Origin of the sequence: Vibrio salilacus, assembly GCF_002811245.1 — a bacterium.
Taxonomy (GTDB): Bacteria; Pseudomonadota; Gammaproteobacteria; order Enterobacterales; family Vibrionaceae; genus Vibrio; species Vibrio salilacus.
Map to the genome: position 1 here is coordinate 25,015 of NZ_NIVQ01000005.1, position 16,121 is coordinate 41,135.

At 45.1% G+C, this 16,121-nt stretch carries 14 protein-coding genes; 2 read left to right on the top strand and 12 right to left on the bottom strand.

What is annotated here, in order from left to right; genetic code table 11:
- Positions 1-40: 40 nt before the first annotated feature.
- From ispH to murJ, 6 genes are all read right to left on the bottom strand, one after another.
- A complete protein-coding gene (gene ispH, locus CDZ87_RS04820) occupies positions 41-1,006 on the bottom strand; it encodes a 4-hydroxy-3-methylbut-2-enyl diphosphate reductase (RefSeq protein WP_172953551.1) in 966 nt (321 codons plus the stop codon).
- A 23-nt stretch (positions 1,007-1,029) separates the two neighbouring features.
- Positions 1,030-1,461 (bottom strand): FKBP-type peptidyl-prolyl cis-trans isomerase, encoded by a 432-nt coding sequence (fkpB, locus tag CDZ87_RS04825; protein WP_100752436.1) that lies wholly within the window; start codon positions 1,459-1,461, stop codon positions 1,030-1,032.
- A gap of 139 nt (positions 1,462-1,600) precedes the next feature.
- Positions 1,601-2,110: a signal peptidase II gene (gene lspA / locus CDZ87_RS04830; protein WP_100752437.1), complete on the bottom strand. Its 510-nt coding sequence runs from the start codon at positions 2,108-2,110 to the stop codon at positions 1,601-1,603.
- 64 nt (positions 2,111-2,174) lie between these two features.
- Entirely contained in the window at positions 2,175-5,003 is a 2,829-nt protein-coding gene (ileS, locus tag CDZ87_RS04835) for an isoleucine--tRNA ligase (protein WP_100752438.1), read from the bottom strand.
- Between the two features lie 55 nt (positions 5,004-5,058).
- Positions 5,059-6,006, bottom strand: coding sequence for a bifunctional riboflavin kinase/FAD synthetase (gene ribF, locus CDZ87_RS04840; RefSeq protein WP_100752439.1), 948 nt, complete (start codon positions 6,004-6,006; stop codon positions 5,059-5,061).
- Positions 6,007-6,097: 91 nt separating this feature from the next.
- Positions 6,098-7,660 (bottom strand): murein biosynthesis integral membrane protein MurJ, encoded by a 1,563-nt coding sequence (gene murJ, locus CDZ87_RS04845; RefSeq protein WP_100752440.1) that lies wholly within the window; start codon positions 7,658-7,660, stop codon positions 6,098-6,100.
- Positions 7,661-7,907: 247 nt separating this feature from the next.
- On the opposite strand from murJ, the gene rpsT reads away from it, so the two are divergent.
- Positions 7,908-8,168 (top strand): 30S ribosomal protein S20, encoded by a 261-nt coding sequence (rpsT, locus tag CDZ87_RS04850; protein WP_038173928.1) that lies wholly within the window; start codon positions 7,908-7,910, stop codon positions 8,166-8,168.
- A gap of 104 nt (positions 8,169-8,272) precedes the next feature.
- On the opposite strand, the gene CDZ87_RS04855 is transcribed toward rpsT, so the two are convergent.
- Together CDZ87_RS04855 and nhaR are read right to left on the bottom strand one after the other, a co-directional pair.
- Entirely contained in the window at positions 8,273-8,566 is a 294-nt protein-coding gene (locus CDZ87_RS04855) for an ArsR/SmtB family transcription factor (RefSeq protein ID WP_100752441.1), read from the bottom strand.
- A gap of 177 nt (positions 8,567-8,743) precedes the next feature.
- Complete coding sequence (gene nhaR, locus CDZ87_RS04860; protein ID WP_100752442.1) at positions 8,744-9,634, bottom strand: transcriptional activator NhaR; 891 nt, start codon at positions 9,632-9,634, stop codon at positions 8,744-8,746.
- A gap of 411 nt (positions 9,635-10,045) precedes the next feature.
- On the opposite strand from nhaR, the gene CDZ87_RS04865 reads away from it, so the two are divergent.
- Positions 10,046-11,191: a Na/Pi symporter gene (locus CDZ87_RS04865; RefSeq protein ID WP_100752443.1), complete on the top strand. Its 1,146-nt coding sequence runs from the start codon at positions 10,046-10,048 to the stop codon at positions 11,189-11,191.
- 137 nt (positions 11,192-11,328) lie between these two features.
- On the opposite strand, the gene CDZ87_RS04870 is transcribed toward CDZ87_RS04865, so the two are convergent.
- The 4 genes from CDZ87_RS04870 to ptsP form a co-directional block, all read right to left on the bottom strand.
- Complete coding sequence (locus CDZ87_RS04870; RefSeq protein ID WP_100752444.1) at positions 11,329-12,180, bottom strand: thymidylate synthase; 852 nt, start codon at positions 12,178-12,180, stop codon at positions 11,329-11,331.
- 9 nt (positions 12,181-12,189) lie between these two features.
- Positions 12,190-13,011 carry a prolipoprotein diacylglyceryl transferase gene (lgt, locus tag CDZ87_RS04875; protein ID WP_100752445.1) on the bottom strand — a complete coding sequence of 274 codons (822 nt, stop codon included), beginning with the start codon at positions 13,009-13,011 and terminating at the stop codon, positions 12,190-12,192.
- A 63-nt stretch (positions 13,012-13,074) separates the two neighbouring features.
- Positions 13,075-13,839 carry a sulfite exporter TauE/SafE family protein gene (locus CDZ87_RS04880; protein WP_100752563.1) on the bottom strand — a complete coding sequence of 255 codons (765 nt, stop codon included), beginning with the start codon at positions 13,837-13,839 and terminating at the stop codon, positions 13,075-13,077.
- 35 nt (positions 13,840-13,874) lie between these two features.
- Positions 13,875-16,121, bottom strand: coding sequence for a phosphoenolpyruvate--protein phosphotransferase (gene ptsP, locus CDZ87_RS04885; RefSeq protein ID WP_100752446.1), 2,247 nt, complete (start codon positions 16,119-16,121; stop codon positions 13,875-13,877).

Consider the following 16,121-nt stretch of genomic DNA (forward strand, 5'->3'; position numbering starts at 1 on the left):
TGGTTTTTTCATTGAAAGTCAGACTAATCAGAGAAATAAACTAATCGACTTGCCTAATTTGCAGCTCTTTAGGGACCTCGAAAAACATGTTTTCTTCGCGACCTTGAAGCTCTTCTACGCTATCTGCGCCAACCAAAGCTTTAATCCGTTCAAGAATCTGGTTGACCAGCTCTTCTGGTGCTGATGCCCCCGCTGTCACACCAACCTTTTCTTTCCCATCAAACCACTGTGATTGAACATCTTCAGGGCAATCGGTCAGATAACCTGGCGTCCCTAATTTTTCGGCCAACTCTTTGAGACGGGTCGAATTAGATGAGTTTTTCGAGCCAACAACAATCAGCACATCAACATCTTCTGCCATTTCACGTACCGCATCTTGACGGTTCTGCGTGGCGTAACAGATATCATCTTTGCGCGGCCCTTGAATATCGGGGAAGACGCGGCGCAGTTCATCAATCACGTCGGCGGTTTCATCAACAGACAACGTTGTTTGACTGACATAATGCAGGTTACTTGGGTCTTGGACTTGCGCTTTTAGTGTGATCACATCAGCTGGAGTCTCGACTAAGTACATCCCACCTTGTTTGCTGGCGTACTGCCCCATGGTTCCTTCAACTTCTGGATGACCGGCATGGCCAATTAGAACCACTTCCATATGCTTGCGACTGGCACGTGCGACTTCCATATGCACTTTAGTCACCAATGGGCAGGTTGCATCGAATACCGTCAGATCACGCTGTTTGGCTTCTTTACGCACCGCTTGAGAAACGCCATGGGCAGAAAAGATAACGATATTGTCATCTGGCACTTCATGCAACTCTTCAACAAAGATAGCACCACGTTGTTTGAGCCCTTCGACAACAAAACGGTTATGTACCACTTCGTGACGCACATAAATCGGTGGTTGATACATTTCTAATGCACGTTCAACAATGCTGATCGCACGATCAACACCCGCACAGAAACCGCGTGGATTCGCTAACAGGATTTTCATTTCATTGCTCATCGAGTCGTTATCTTCTGGGTCGCTTATTCTACTGACAAAATTTCAACTTCAAAAGTCACATCTTGTCCTGCTAATGGGTGGTTAAAATCAACCGTGACAGAATCACCAGCGATCGCTTGGATAATACCAGGGATTTCCATGCCATCCGGACCAGAAAAGGCCATCACGGTTCCCACTTCAACTTCGGCATCTCCAACAAATTTGGTCCGATCCATATAATGAATATGATCAGGGTTAGGCATACCGAACGCATCTTGGGCCTGCAGTTCAATCACTTTGCTTTCACCTGCAGTAAGGCCAAATAAGCATTGCTCAAAATTGTCACTTAAACTGCCATCACCAATCACTAATTTGGCTGGCTTGCCCATATTATGGGTACTATCGGCAACAGAGCCGTCTTTCATCTTGATGGTAAAATGCAGCGTTACTGCGCTATTTTGGCCAATAATGGTCACGTGACTGCTTCCTTGTTTTTTTGGATTATTCAGCGTTTTTACGTGTGGTTGCTGTAATACGCTGATTTGCGCTTCAACATAATAAAAAGCGCCCTCCGAATCAACGGACAGCGCCTAAGGTTATTCGCTCAATCACGCTTTATGCCGTGGTTTGATCTTTTTTTCGAAAACCGTCGAGGATGATCATCGCTGCGCCAATACAGATCGTAGAGTCAGCAAGATTAAAGGCAGGCCAGTGATACGTTCCCCAATAGAAATCTAAGTAATCGACCACAAAACCATGGACCACACGATCAAAGACGTTGCCCACCGCACCACCAATGATCATTGCATAAGCGATATTGTTCCACTTCTCTTTGGCGGGGAGTTTGCTCATCCAGTAAGTCAGCATAGCGGTCACAGCAAAGGCAATCGCGGTAAAGAACCAACGTTGCCAGCCTGCTTGATCACTCAAAAAGCTGAATGCAGCGCCATAGTTGTGGACATAAAGCAGATTAAAGAAAGGTAAAACCTCAATACGGTTCGCCCAACCATAGCCCATACTGTCCATCACAAACAGTTTGATACTAATATCTGCGACAAAAATGACGGCCGCTAGCCATAACCAACGAACACCTGATTGTTTAAGAGTTAATTCTTGATCACTCATTTCTTTACCTAAAAACAGCCCCAGTAAATACTGGGGCTGTTAAAACTAACGAAAGTTCAATGAATTATGCGAATTTACGCACTTCACCTTCACCATCGATATTAGACACACAACGGCCACAGATGGCTTTATGACCAGCGATGGTACCGACATCTGCGGTATGGTGCCAACAACGGTCACACTTCTCGCCTTCCGCAACGACAACCTCTACCAATAAACCATCAATGTCTGTTGCTTGCGCTGCCTCTGTTTTTTCACTCAGTGGCTTAACCGCCGCCGCCGAGGTCAACAGAACAAAACGCAGCTCATCTTCAAGCAAGTTAATTTTCGCCGCAAGAGCTTCATTCGCGTAAAGTGTTACTTCTGCCTGTAGAGCGCCACCGATGGTTTTTTCGTTACGCGCCGCTTCAAGCAGTTTGTTTACACTGCCACGAACCGCTTGGATTTCTGCCCAGAATTCGTTATTCAGCTCTTCGCCTTCAGCCAGACCGAACAGACCGTCAAACCATTCACCAGTAAACACAAACTTGTCACGCTCACCTGGCATTTCATTCCAGATCTCATCGGCAGTGAACGACATAATTGGTGCCATCCAGCGAACCAGTGCTTCGACGATGTAGTAAAGCGCCGTTTGACAGCTACGCTGAGCGTGGCCACCACGTTTCGCGGTGTACTGACGGTCTTTAATTACATCAAGGTAGAAAGAGCCCATTTCGATTGAACAGAACTGCATAAGACGCTGAGTGACACCATGAGTGTTGTACTCTTCGTATGCTTTAACAATCTCTTGCTGCGCAGCTTGTGCACGACCAACCGCCCAACGATCTAACGCCACCATTTCATCCGCCGCAACGATATCTGTCGCTGGGTTGAATCCATTAAGGTTGGCAAGGAAGAAACGCGCGGTATTACGGATACGACGATACGCATCGGCAGAGCGTTTTAGGATCTCATCAGATACCGCAACTTCACCCGTGTAGTCGGTTGAGGCAACCCAAAGACGCAAAATATCAGCACCAAGCTTGTTAGTGACATCTTTTGGTGCAACAACGTTACCGATAGATTTCGACATCTTACGGCCGTGACCGTCAACAACGAAACCATGGGTCAACACTTGCTTGTATGGTGCTTGATCTTTCATCGCAATCGATGAAATTAGCGAAGACTGGAACCACCCACGGTGTTGGTCAGAACCTTCTAGGTAGAGATCCGCACTGTTGCCGTTGTACTCTTCGCGCGCATCAACCACAGAGTAGTGTGTCACGCCAGAATCAAACCATACGTCTAGCGTATCGAGCACTTTTTCGTATTTGTCTGCGTCTTCACCTAGTAGATCTGCAATTTCAGCATCCCACCAAGCCTGAATACCTTTCTCTTCAACCAATAGAGCAATTTTCTCAATCAGTTCAGAAGTATTTGGGTGCAGTTCTGATGTCTCTTTATGGACAAACAGAGCAATAGGAACACCCCAGGTACGTTGACGAGAGATACACCACTCAGGACGGCCTTCGATCATACCTTCGATACGGCTTTGACCCCATTCAGGCATCCACTCAACACTCTTGATGGATTCAAGCGCTTTGGCACGCAAGCCCGCTTGATCCATTGAAATGAACCATTGTGGTGTTGCACGGAAAATGATTGGCGTTTTGTGGCGCCAGCAGTGTGGGTAGCTGTGCTCGTACGCGTGATGATGGAGCAAAGCGCCATGCTCTTTAAGCGTTTCAACAACCGAGTCATTGGCTTTAAACACGTGCTGGCCAGCAAACAATTCTGTATCGGGTAGATAAACACCGTTAGACCCCACAGGGTTCGCCACTTCGAGGTTGTATTTCTTACCTACCGCGAAATCTTCTTGACCGTGACCAGGCGCAGTGTGTACCACACCCGTACCCGATTCAGTGGTCACGTGATCGCCAAGGATCGCTGGCACAGTGAAGTCATAAAATGGATGGTTAAACTGAGACAGTTCAAGGTCGCTACCTTTGGCAAAACCAAGATTGTGGAAGTGCTCAATACCAGCGCGATCCATTACTGATTTAGCAAGGTCAGAAGCGACAATGATACGCTCTTTCGCGTCACCTTCGACTTGGATCAATACGTATTCAAGATCATCACGTAGACAAACTGCACGGTTTGAAGGCAGTGTCCATGGTGTGGTCGTCCAGATAACGATTGAGATATCACCTTCGCCTTGATGACCTTCGTTTAGTGCGAACTTCGACAGCAGTGCTGCTTCATCTGCCGCTTTAAAGCGAACATCGATCGACGGAGAGACTTTGTCTTTGTACTCAACTTCAGCTTCAGCCAATGCTGAACCACAATCAGTACACCAGTGAACCGGTTTGAAACCTTTGAGTAAGTGACCATTATCAGCGATTTGGCCTAGTGCACGGATGATGTTTGCTTCAGTTGCAAAATCCATTGTGCGGTATGGTTTATCCCACTCACCCATAATACCCAAGCGCTTGAAGCTCTCTTTTTGGCCTTCAACCTGACCTGCCGCGTATTGACGACATTCAGCTCGAAACTCAGCTGCAGAGATTTTCTGCCCAGGTTTGCCTTTTTTCTTTTCTACCATTAGTTCAATTGGTAGGCCGTGACAGTCCCAACCAGGAATATACGGCGCATCAAAACCAGAAAGCGTTTTGGATTTAATAATAATGTCTTTAAGAATCTTGTTTAGTGCGTGGCCAATATGAATATCACCGTTCGCGTATGGAGGACCATCGTGTAGAACGAAAGATCTTTTGCCTTTCTTCGCTTTACGAATTTCGCCGTAAAGGTCTTCTTTGTACCAACGCTTAAGCATTTCTGGCTCTCGATTGGCCAGATTGCCGCGCATCGGAAACCCTGTATCAGGAAGGTTCAGGGTATCTTTATACTCACTCATCGATTCTTAATTCCGTTGTCTTGGGTGACAGTTAGACATTATGCCAAGCAGCGAACTAAACCACTTGGGCTGGCTTTCGCTGACGCAGCCACACCCTTGCTGCTTCAGCATCCAATTCAATTTGTTGTTTCAGCGCGTCAAACGATTCAAATTTATGTTCGTCGCGGATTTTATCTAAAAGCACGATCTCTAACTGCTTGCCATATAAGTTGGCTTTAAAGTCAAATAAATGCACTTCTAGTTGCTGGCGTATGCCATTTACCGTTGGTCGATTGCCAATGTTTGCAACACCACCAAAAGCTTGTTCACCAAGGCCCAACACTTCTACGGCATAGACACCGGAGACAGGCGAGACACAGCGCTTTAACGGGATATTTGCGGTGGGAAAACCTATCGTTCTACCCAGTTTTCGCCCATGAGACACTCGACCGCTAATGCTATAATTACGCCCCAGCATTTTAGCGGCGTCATCAAGCTTATTTTGTGCTAATGCGTCACGAATCGCAGTGCTACTTACGCGCAATGTCTGAAGGCAAAAACTTTGCGTGCTAACGACTTCAAAGCCTAACTCACGTCCCGCCTTCTCTAACATGGTAAAGTTACCTTTGCGCTGTTTACCAAAGCAAAAATCATCGCCCACTACGAGAAACTTAACACCCAAACGCTCGACCAACAAGTCACGAATAAAGGACTGTGGCGATTGATTTGCAAACTGATGGTTGAAGTTAACACACAGCAACCTTTCAATATCGAGCTTGCTCAATTGAACAAATTTATCGCGCAAACGCGTTAAGCGTGCTGGTGCTTTATCTTTTGCAAACAGTTCCAACGGCTGAGGCTCAAACGTCATGACCGTTGATGGTAAGTCAAGTTCCTTTGCTCTCGCAGAAACTTGGTTTAACACTTCTTGATGGCCAAGATGCACACCATCGAAGTTTCCGATCGTCAATACACATCCTTTATGATGTGATTTGATATTGTGAATACCTCGAATCAATTCCATTGGAGACTGCTAAAAACCTATCAATTTTTGTTAAACACTCAAATAATGAGTTTACCTTGCGTGAAACCGACGGATTATATACCAATCTTGCTCACTCTGTCGCTGCTTTTAAGTCTTTTAAACGTACGCCCAGTATAAGTAACGTTAATAGATAAACCCCAGCACCCAAGCCAATTAAAGCCGTGAGTGTTGTTCCTCGTTCAAGCAAGGTCCAAGACAACCATACATCCATGGCTTCAAGCTGTGACAAAATCGCCGCGACCATTAATCCACCAGCAACCAGTAACTTCATCATAAAGACAATGGTTCGTTGGGTTAATTGGTAGACACCAGCTCGGTGCAATCCACGATACAAAAGCGACATATTGACTAGCGCCGATAGTGCGGTGGCAATCGCTAAGCCAACATAACCATAAAACCATGCAAAAATGGCGTTAAAAATCATATTCGTCACCATAGCGATAATGCCGTATTTCACTGGTGTTTTAGTATCTTGACGCGAGTAATAGCCCGGGGCAAGTACCTTAATCAGCATGAAATTAAGCAAACCTGAGGCATAAGCCATCAATGACATTGAGGCAAACTGCACGTCTTGCGCGGAAAATGCTCCGCGCATAAACAGCACCATCAGCATCGGCTTAGCCAGCACCATCAAGCCGAGCATCGCCGGAACACCAAGTAAAGTGACCATGCGAACGCCCCAGTCCATCGTTTGAGCAAAACCATCATTGTGCGCATCAATATGTTTACGAGAGAGCGCAGGTAATATCACTGTCGCGATCGCGATACCAAACAATCCAAGGGGAAATTCAAGTAACCGATCAGAATAATACAACCAACTGATTGACCCCGTTTGAAGAAAGCTGGCAATAAAAGTATCAAACAACAAGTTAATCTGGCTAACCGAGACACCAAACAAGGCCGGTATCATTAAGGTGCGAATTTTAACCACACCAGGATCGCGCCATCCCCATTGGGGCTTTACCATGACTCCAGCTTTGATTAAGAACGGAATTTGAAATAAGAATTGCACTAAACCGCCTAGAAAAACCCCGATCGCTAAACCAATTTCTGGCTGGTCAAGTTGCGGGGCGATAAACCAAGCCGAGAGAATAATCATCACATTCAAAAAAACTGGCGTAAAAGAAGAGACCGCGAATTGACCTAGGGTGTTGAGAATGGCACCAGACAAAGCAACAAAGGTGATAAACCACAAATATGGAAAAGTGATTTTGAGAATAAAACTGGCTAGCTCAAATTTCTCGGCCGACGGACCGCCGTTGAGCCAATCTAAAAACCAACCAAAACCAAACAAAGCGGTAACCACACCAGAACCTAATACCCCAAGAATGGTGACGATAGAGACAATCACGCCTAGCGTGCCCGCCGCCCGTGCGATTAACTGACGCGTTTTATCGAGATCTTTACTGGCGTGATATTCAGTCAGTACGGGGACAAAAGCTTGTGAAAAAGCGCCTTCTGCAAACAAGCGACGCAGAAAATTAGGAATTTTATTGGCAAAAAAGAACACATCGGCACTTGCGCCTGCGCCCATAATATTAGCAACAACGACATCTCGAACTAAACCTAACACTCGAGAGATCAATGTCATGGCACTGACAATCATGCCTGACTTGAGCAGACGTTTACTCACAATTACCTCGGAAATCAAAACTTTTGCCCTACTTTACATCAGGAATGTCAAAAGCAGAGCAGATTAGTATTAGCAATGAAAAAAAAATACTGTTAGAATCCCCGCCATCTTAACCGTGAAGACCTTTCAATCCAAAGTTTGTTTGGCTCGATTGGTTTTTGCACAAATCATTTGACAATTAAGCGCAAATGAGGGATATTCCTCGCCCTTAAATTGTCACCGAACTAAGTTTTTGGGAGTTAGACCCTTGGCAAATAGTAAATCTGCTAAGAAGCGCGCTATCCAAGCTGAGAAACGTCGCCAGCACAATGCTAGCCGTCGTTCTATGATGCGCACTTACATGAAGAAAACTGTTGCTGCTATCGAAGCAGGCGACAAAGCTGCTGCAACTGAAGCATTTGCTACAGTTACACCAATCCTAGACCGCATGGCGACTAAAGGCCTTATTCATAAGAATAAAGCTGCACGTCATAAGTCTCGTTTCACTGCTGCAATCAAAGCTCTGTGATAGAACTCTGATTTGCTGTGAAAGAAAAACCGGCCTTGGCCGGTTTTTTTATGCCTGTTTTATTTAGAGATTGAACGCCCCTCCTCTAAATAAGATAAACTCAGCTAAGAACAGTAAAGTGTATGCAACAATTGAATCATTGCTTTCACTTCTTGGCTACTTAATGTGTAATAAACGGTTTGAGCTTCTTTGCGCGTGTTGACCAAGCCATCTCTTCTCAGCCACGCTAAATGTTGAGACAAAGCAGACTGGCTCAACTCCAACTTATTACATAACTCCCCCACCGATAGCTCCTGATTGTGCAGCAAGCACAATATTTGTAAGCGACGCTCATTTGCCATCGCCTTTAGTAGCACTACCGCCTGAGCTGAGTTCTTTTCCATCTCTTGTAGGTTCATCTGCCACTACACCCCTTCATACCACAACAACTTCTACAACAATCGGTCATTAAAAGTGCTTATTGACCACCAATTTTCAACCTATTCACTTAATATTTAATTTTTTATGCAGTGAATTATTTTGAATATTAATCGAAATGTAACAATTAATCTATTTATTAGGCTAAAAAACAACCTCTAATTAAACAGATTGGTAAAGTCAGCATCACAAACACTTCTAACCGCAGGGTGTTGAATCATACGTTCAGCAAAAATGACATAATACTCTTCTTTCAACTCATCAATATGACCAATTAATTGCAATGTTAAATCACTATCGACTTCAGAAACATATATCGAAGGGGCGAGAAAAACGACATCGTGGTGATAACGAGCAAAAGCTTTCATCAATGCCACATCATCAAATTCGCCTAAAATGTTAGGCTGCAATCCTTGGCGATCAAACCATTGCAACACTTTGCGTCCCATCGCCGTTCGGCTACCTGGTATCAAGAGCTTTCTTTGTTCTAAAATCGCAGGAAAGCTCACATTCGTCACATTACCTGAACAAAAGAAGCTCGTATTCGATTCTCCCAGTTTCTTACTATATAAGCCTGGGCTTTGACTCGAATCGACTGGGCAGTCAGACAAAATCATATCAAGCTTATGTTGCGATAGTTGTTCCAATAGCATTTCATGTGTCGATTCAAAACAGCGTAAATGGAGGCTATCATCGTCAGGGACTGTCGTGAGTAATATCTTACTCACCAGACGCTTGGACAGTGCGTCTGCAACACCAACATCAAATAAAATATTAGATCGCTGGCTATAGTTAACAATGTCGAGCATTTCATAGCTCAAACCAAACATTCTATCGGCGTACTTGAACACCAACTGACCTAACTCTGTCGGCTCAACACTACGTCCGTTACGTTTAGTTAATTTGCCATCCATGCGCTCTTCTAACGCTTTAATTTGGCCAGTAACCGTTTGCGGAGTAAGAAAAAGGGCTTCTGCCGCCTTAGTAACAGAACCTTGTTTGCACACCATCCAGAAGTAATAGAGATGATTATAATTTAAATGTGACATCAGAACTCACTCAACAGGGGGGGGAAATTGCTAGGTTATAACAAATGAAATCAATGACAACAATAATTCGTTAAAACCATGCAATAAAGCAAGAAACCTACAATTTTAACGAAGTGTTATTTTTAATTACGCCACTCACTATTAATAAATAACGCACTGGGTGACAAATTTTTATGTTTTTCCCGACGTTAATCACCGCAAATAATATCGCTAGAAATTGGCAAATAACCATTAAAAATCAACATATTACATGGATACCAAATCCTTCATTACACTCCAAAGCTCTCTCTTTCAATAAAAACGGTCAGGCTACACATAACTGTCATATTACTGAAATATTTCATCTCTACCATCAGCCTCAGACTCAACAACAGACCTCAACTTACTTTAATAGGTCAACGGAGAAAAATTATGAACCAAGCGACTACTGCAGCGGCACCGATTTCGAGTACGACTCGTTGGTTGCGTTGGGCTAACTTGGCGTTCATGTTGTATTTGCTACTTCTAGCAGTATCTATGGTAGGCAGCGGCTTTAAATGGGCAACTGGCGATCAAGCTAAAGTTCTATTTGAATTCGCTTCACACCCAGTGGCTGGTTTGATGATAGGTTTAGTGGCCACCGCTCTAATTCAATCGTCAAGTACGGTCTCCTCTATTATTGTCGGCCTTGTCGCTGGAGGTCTGCCAGTCGAAACCGCGATCCCAATGGTTATGGGTGCCAATATTGGTACCACTGTGACCAACACCTTAGTCTCTCTTGGACACGTTCGCTGTAAAGAAGAGTTTAAACGCGCGTTTGCCAGTGCAACTATTCACGACTTTTTCAACCTACTCGCTGTCCTTATCTTCTTACCACTGGAGATGATGTTCGGTATTCTTGAAAAAGTATCTCATTGGCTAGTATCACCTATGCTTGCAACCGGTGATATGAGTATGAAAGGTCTTAATTTTATTAATCCAATGACTAAACCAGTCGTCGGTGCAATAAAAGAACCTTTGGCGACATTTGGAGACACCATTGGTGGTATCACGCTTATCGTATTAGGTATCGCAACTATCTTCGTTGCTATCACGGTCATGGGTAAGTTGATGAAAAGCCTAATGGTCGGTCGTGCACGTGAGATTCTTAAGAACGCGATCGGTCGTGGCCCCCTTCACGGCATTGCTTCTGGCTCTATTGTCACTATTATGGTTCAATCATCCTCCACCACAACAAGCTTAATGGTTCCACTCGTTGGATCTGGAGTACTTAAAGTACGTGACGTTTACCCTTTTACGCTAGGTGCAAACATCGGTACTTGTATCACCGCTCTACTGGCTGCAACAGCGGTATCTGGTGAGTTTGCGGTGTTTGCACTGCAGATTGCTCTCGTCCATTTAGTGTTTAATATTATGGCGACGGCATTTATTTTTGGGATCCCTTTCTTACGAGAGCTCCCGATTAAAGGTGCGGACTTAATCTCAGATATGGCGGTGAAGAATAAAGCCGTAGTTGCAGGTTACCTATTGTCAGTCTTTGTTGTACTACCTGGTGCAATCCTAGCGCTGACAACTTAATCACAGCACCATCGTTTTGCTAAGCCCGCACCTCTTGGTTGCGGGCTTTTTTATTTGAGATTAGCGAGTATTCATCTACCTGCTGGGCATAAAAAAACCGCCTAACGATAGGCGGTTTAGACAATATAACGTAACAATTACACTGAGAACGGGTAGCGAATAGGATCATGATATTGGTAACCTTCGACCCAAAAGTCATCCAAAGTAACCCAAGTTTCTAAGTCTTCAAGAGACTTTATCTCTGGGTTGATATGGAAGGTTGCCGCTTTAAGAGGTTCGCGTTGCAACTGGACATCACGCATCAACTCAAGCTGGTCTTGATAGATGTGTGCATTAACAATCTTATGATAGGCCTGCCCAGGCTTCTTACCTGTAATCTGAGCCATAATCGCAAGAAAAACGTAAACCTGAACCATATTAAAGTTTAAACCTAGCGGCACATCACAGGAGCGCTGAGTACTATTCAGGTATAACCTATCCCCTAATAGGGAAAAGTGGTGGCTATACATGCACGGGCGTAAACACCCCATGTGAAACTCACCTGGATTGTAGAAGTTTAAGATCTCACCGCGATCATCGACACCACGGGTTAAGTCATCAACAATTTTACGTAGCTGATCGACATGGCCACCATCAGGCTTAGCCCAAGCACGACCTTGTACGCCATAAACTCGGCCCATATCGTCATCACCTTTACGATAAGGATTATTTAACCATGCTTGGTTGAGGTTTGCGTTAGCGTCCCACGTTTTGGTGCCTAATTGACGAAAATCATCGGCATTGTCATAACCACGCATATAACCGATCAGTTCGGCAACCGCCGCTTTCCAGAAACTCTTACGGGTCGTCACTAAAGGAAACTGATTGTTGGCCACATCGTACGTTAGATCGGCATTAATAACCGTTAGGCAGCGCTTACCAGTACGCTCGTTTTCAATCCACTCACCGTGGTCAACGATACGCTGACAGAGATCTAAATACTGTTTCACACCAATTCCTTACTTCGTTTGTTGTGAGAGTTCATCTTTATAATGACCGCGTTTGTGGGCCCAAATCATCATCAGTACCCCGATAATAACCATTGGCAGTGACAAGATTTGTCCCATTGAGATAAAGCCGCCAAACAAGCCCAAATGCGCGTCAGGTTCGCGGACGTATTCTACTAGGAAACGGAAGGTTCCGTAACCCGCTAAGAACATCCCTGAAACCGAACCAAGTGGACGCGGTTTTTTAATAAACCAGTTAATAATGAAGAATAACACCACACCTTCAAGCATCATCTCATACAGCTGCGATGGGTGGCGTGGAAGCGGACCGCCATTTGGGAAAACAAATGCCCATGGCACATCGGTCACACGCCCCCACAACTCACTATTCATAAAGTTACCTAAACGTCCCATGCCTAAACCAAACGGCACAAGTGGCGCAATAAAATCAGCGACCCCAAAGAAAGTACGGCCATTCTTCTTGGCATACCAAACCATTGCCGTGATCACACCAAGTAAACCACCATGAAATGACATTCCACCAGTCCACACTTTAAACAGGTACAGCGGGTCTTGTAAGAATAGGTCAAAGTTATAAAACATAACGTAACCAACTCGCCCACCAATAACGACTCCTAGAAAGCCAGCAAATAGCAGATCGGAAACCTGCTCGCGTGTCCAACCACTACCCGATTTATCCGCACGTCGGTTGGCAAGCCACAACGCGAAGACAAAACCAACCAGATACATCAAACCGTACCAACGGATAGAAAGAGGACCGATTGATACCAAGATGGGATCAATGTTGGGGAAAGTTAAATAACCTTGAGACATAGGAAGACTACTCTTATCTTATGAAATTTTTGAATTGTTACGATGCGTATAGATCAGAGTGTTTTACAGCAACATAGTTCCTGCAACAAACATTAAAAACACCGCAAATATTTTTTTAAGCGTCTGCGTGGGAAGTGACGTCGCTAATTTTGCGCCAATACGTGTCGTCAGCATCGAAGTAGACGCAATTGCAGCCAACGCAGGTAAGTAAACATAACCAATACTGTAAAGCGGTAAATCCTCAACCTGATAACCATGGAGAATAAAACCTAACATACCTGAAATGGCAATCATGCAGCCACAAACAGAGGATGACCCGACGGCTTTACGCATCTCGATCCCATGGCGATTTAAGAAGGGCACCGATAGGGAGCCACCGCCGATACCTGCGAGACTCGATACTACACCGATCCCGGTACCATAGACCATAGTCACGGCGGTGCCTGGCATCACTTGGGTCGTTTTGCCTCGAATGGAAAACAGCATCTGAATGGCAAGCAGTAAAACAATCACGCCAAACACTCTCGGTAAGTACTGTGAGGGTATCCACTCGGCTAGATTGGCACCAAGGAAGCCGCCAATGATCACACCAGGCATTAGCCACTTAACCACAAATATATCGACGTTGCCGAGCTTAAAGTGATTCAATGCCGACGAACCTGACGTGGCAATAATACTCGCCAGTGACGTCGCCAGTGCTATCTGCATACTAACACTAGCATCAATACCGGCCATAGGCAGCAGCCACAATAACGCAGGCACAACAATCAACCCACCACCAATACCAAGCAAACCTGCCATAACCCCAACGAACGCACCGAGCAGCATAAATGACAACAGCAATTCTAACGACACATTAACCCTTATTTGTTACCCGCACGAATAAAGCCCGCAAAGCCTTTATCTTCGAAAAATGACTGCATCATAGTATATATGTCCTTGCCGTAAGCTTGTATCAATGCTTTGTCGGCAAGTTGGCGTAGCTCGTTGATTTCGGTATGGTGCAGTAAATATTTCACCTTTGCTACGTTCGACGTGTTCATACTTAAACTACGATAGCCAAGCCCGACCATAAGCAGTGCCCCGATAGGATCACCGGCCAGCTCTCCGCAAATACAAACGGGTAGATTGAGCTGTTGGCAGCTCTGATGAATGTGGCGCAGTGCCATGATTACAGACGGATGCAACGATTCATAGACATCAGCCACTCGGGCATTATTACGGTCAACCGCGAGAAGGTACTGGGTTAAATCATTGGTCCCAATCGAGACAAAATCGACCTTATCGGCAATTAACGGCAACAAGTAGATCATCGAAGGGACTTCAATCATCACGCCAAGCTCTGGCATTTTGACTCGTGAGTCTTGCTCAGAGACCTCATGATAAGCCCTTTCAATCAGTTCGATGGCGTCATCCAATTCTTGCGCTCCCGAAACCATCGGCAACAATATACTTAAATTTTGATGCTGAGCACTGGCACGTATCATGGCGCGAATTTGCATCAGGAAGATGTCAGGATGATCAAGGGTGAAACGAATGCCTCGCCAACCTAAAAACGGGTTGTCTTCTTCAATCGGCAGATAAGGTAGCGCTTTATCACCGCCGACATCCAAGGTGCGCATCACCACTCGTTTGTCCGGATAGCTACTCAGTACGGCTTGATATTGTTGAGTTTGTTCTTCTTCGGAGGGAAAACGATGTTGAAGTAAAAAAGAGATTTCCGTGCGGTACAACCCAACCCCATCAACCCCTAGGTTAATGGCAATGTTGGTATCCGCGCTGAGCCCGGCGTTGAGCATTACCTCGATACGTTGACCATCTTTAGTAAAGGCTGGCTGCTCAATGCGAGAGTTGACCATGTTAGCCAGCTCTCGCTCTTCATCGGCTAAGGCGCGGTACTCACGTAACAGTTGACGGCTTGGAGAAACAAAGATTTTACCGCTGTAACCATCAACGATCCCTTGCTTACCATTGACTGCCTTAAGATTGAAATTGGCTCCCATAACAGCAGGAATGCCTAACGCACGAGATAAAATCGCGGCGTGTGAGTTAGCGGCCCCTTCAAGAGAGATCACCGCTAACAACATCTCTTTGGAGACCGACGCAAGCAGTGAGGCTGTAAGCTCACGCACGACTAAGATCACTGGCTTATCGAGCACCTGACGATCTTGTTCGGTGTTGTGGAGGAAAAAAAGTAACCGCTGACCAAGTTCACGGATATCTTGCGCTCGTTCACGCAAATAGACATCAGACATCCGCGCAAATCGGTTCGAATAAGACTCAACGACTTGTCTGAGTGCCCAATCTGCCCGATCGCCTTTTTGGATTTGTGCTTTGAGATCCTTACGTAACATGGGATCATTAAGTAAGTGAGTAAAGAGATCAAATATCGCTAACGCATCTTTATTGATTTCACTATCGAGTTTTTTCCGCATACGACGAAAATCACCCAACGCCTCTTCAATCGCCAGCAGTAACCACTCTTGCTCACGCTCAACATCTAACGTAGAAGCAGGATAAACATAGGCGAGATCGGGTTGAGTATCGTCCCACCATAACTTGCCAATCGCGATCCCAGATGAGGCAGGGACACCTTTAATTGCTTGCTGTTTTTTTTCTAGTCGCCAATGACCTTGAGTTTGCGCATGGGCAATAATAACCGCCAATTGCGCAGCAAGGGTGACGAGAAACGACTCTTCCATCTCGTTAAACTGGCGTGGCGTTTTTTGCTGGACGACCAACACACCTAACACTTGCTTGCGGTAAATGATGGGGGTGCCTAAAAAACTCTGATAAAGCTCTTCGCCTAGCACAGAAAAATACTTAAAGTTTGGGTGTTTTGAGGCCTCAGCCAGATTAAGAGGCTCTGCGCTGCGTTTAACTAAGCCAACTAAGCCTTCGTTAAATCCGATATGAATTTTGTCGCCTTTAAAACGCAGCCCCTGAGTTGCCATTAACTCTAGGCGCTGCATCTCTTCATTTGCTAAGTAGACAGTACAACATTCAGTGTCCATCGCACTGCATGTTTGTTTTACCAAGATGTCTAATGCCTGATGAACTTCATCGACCTTAGAAACTTGTTCAACTATTTCCCTTAGTTGAGACAGCAT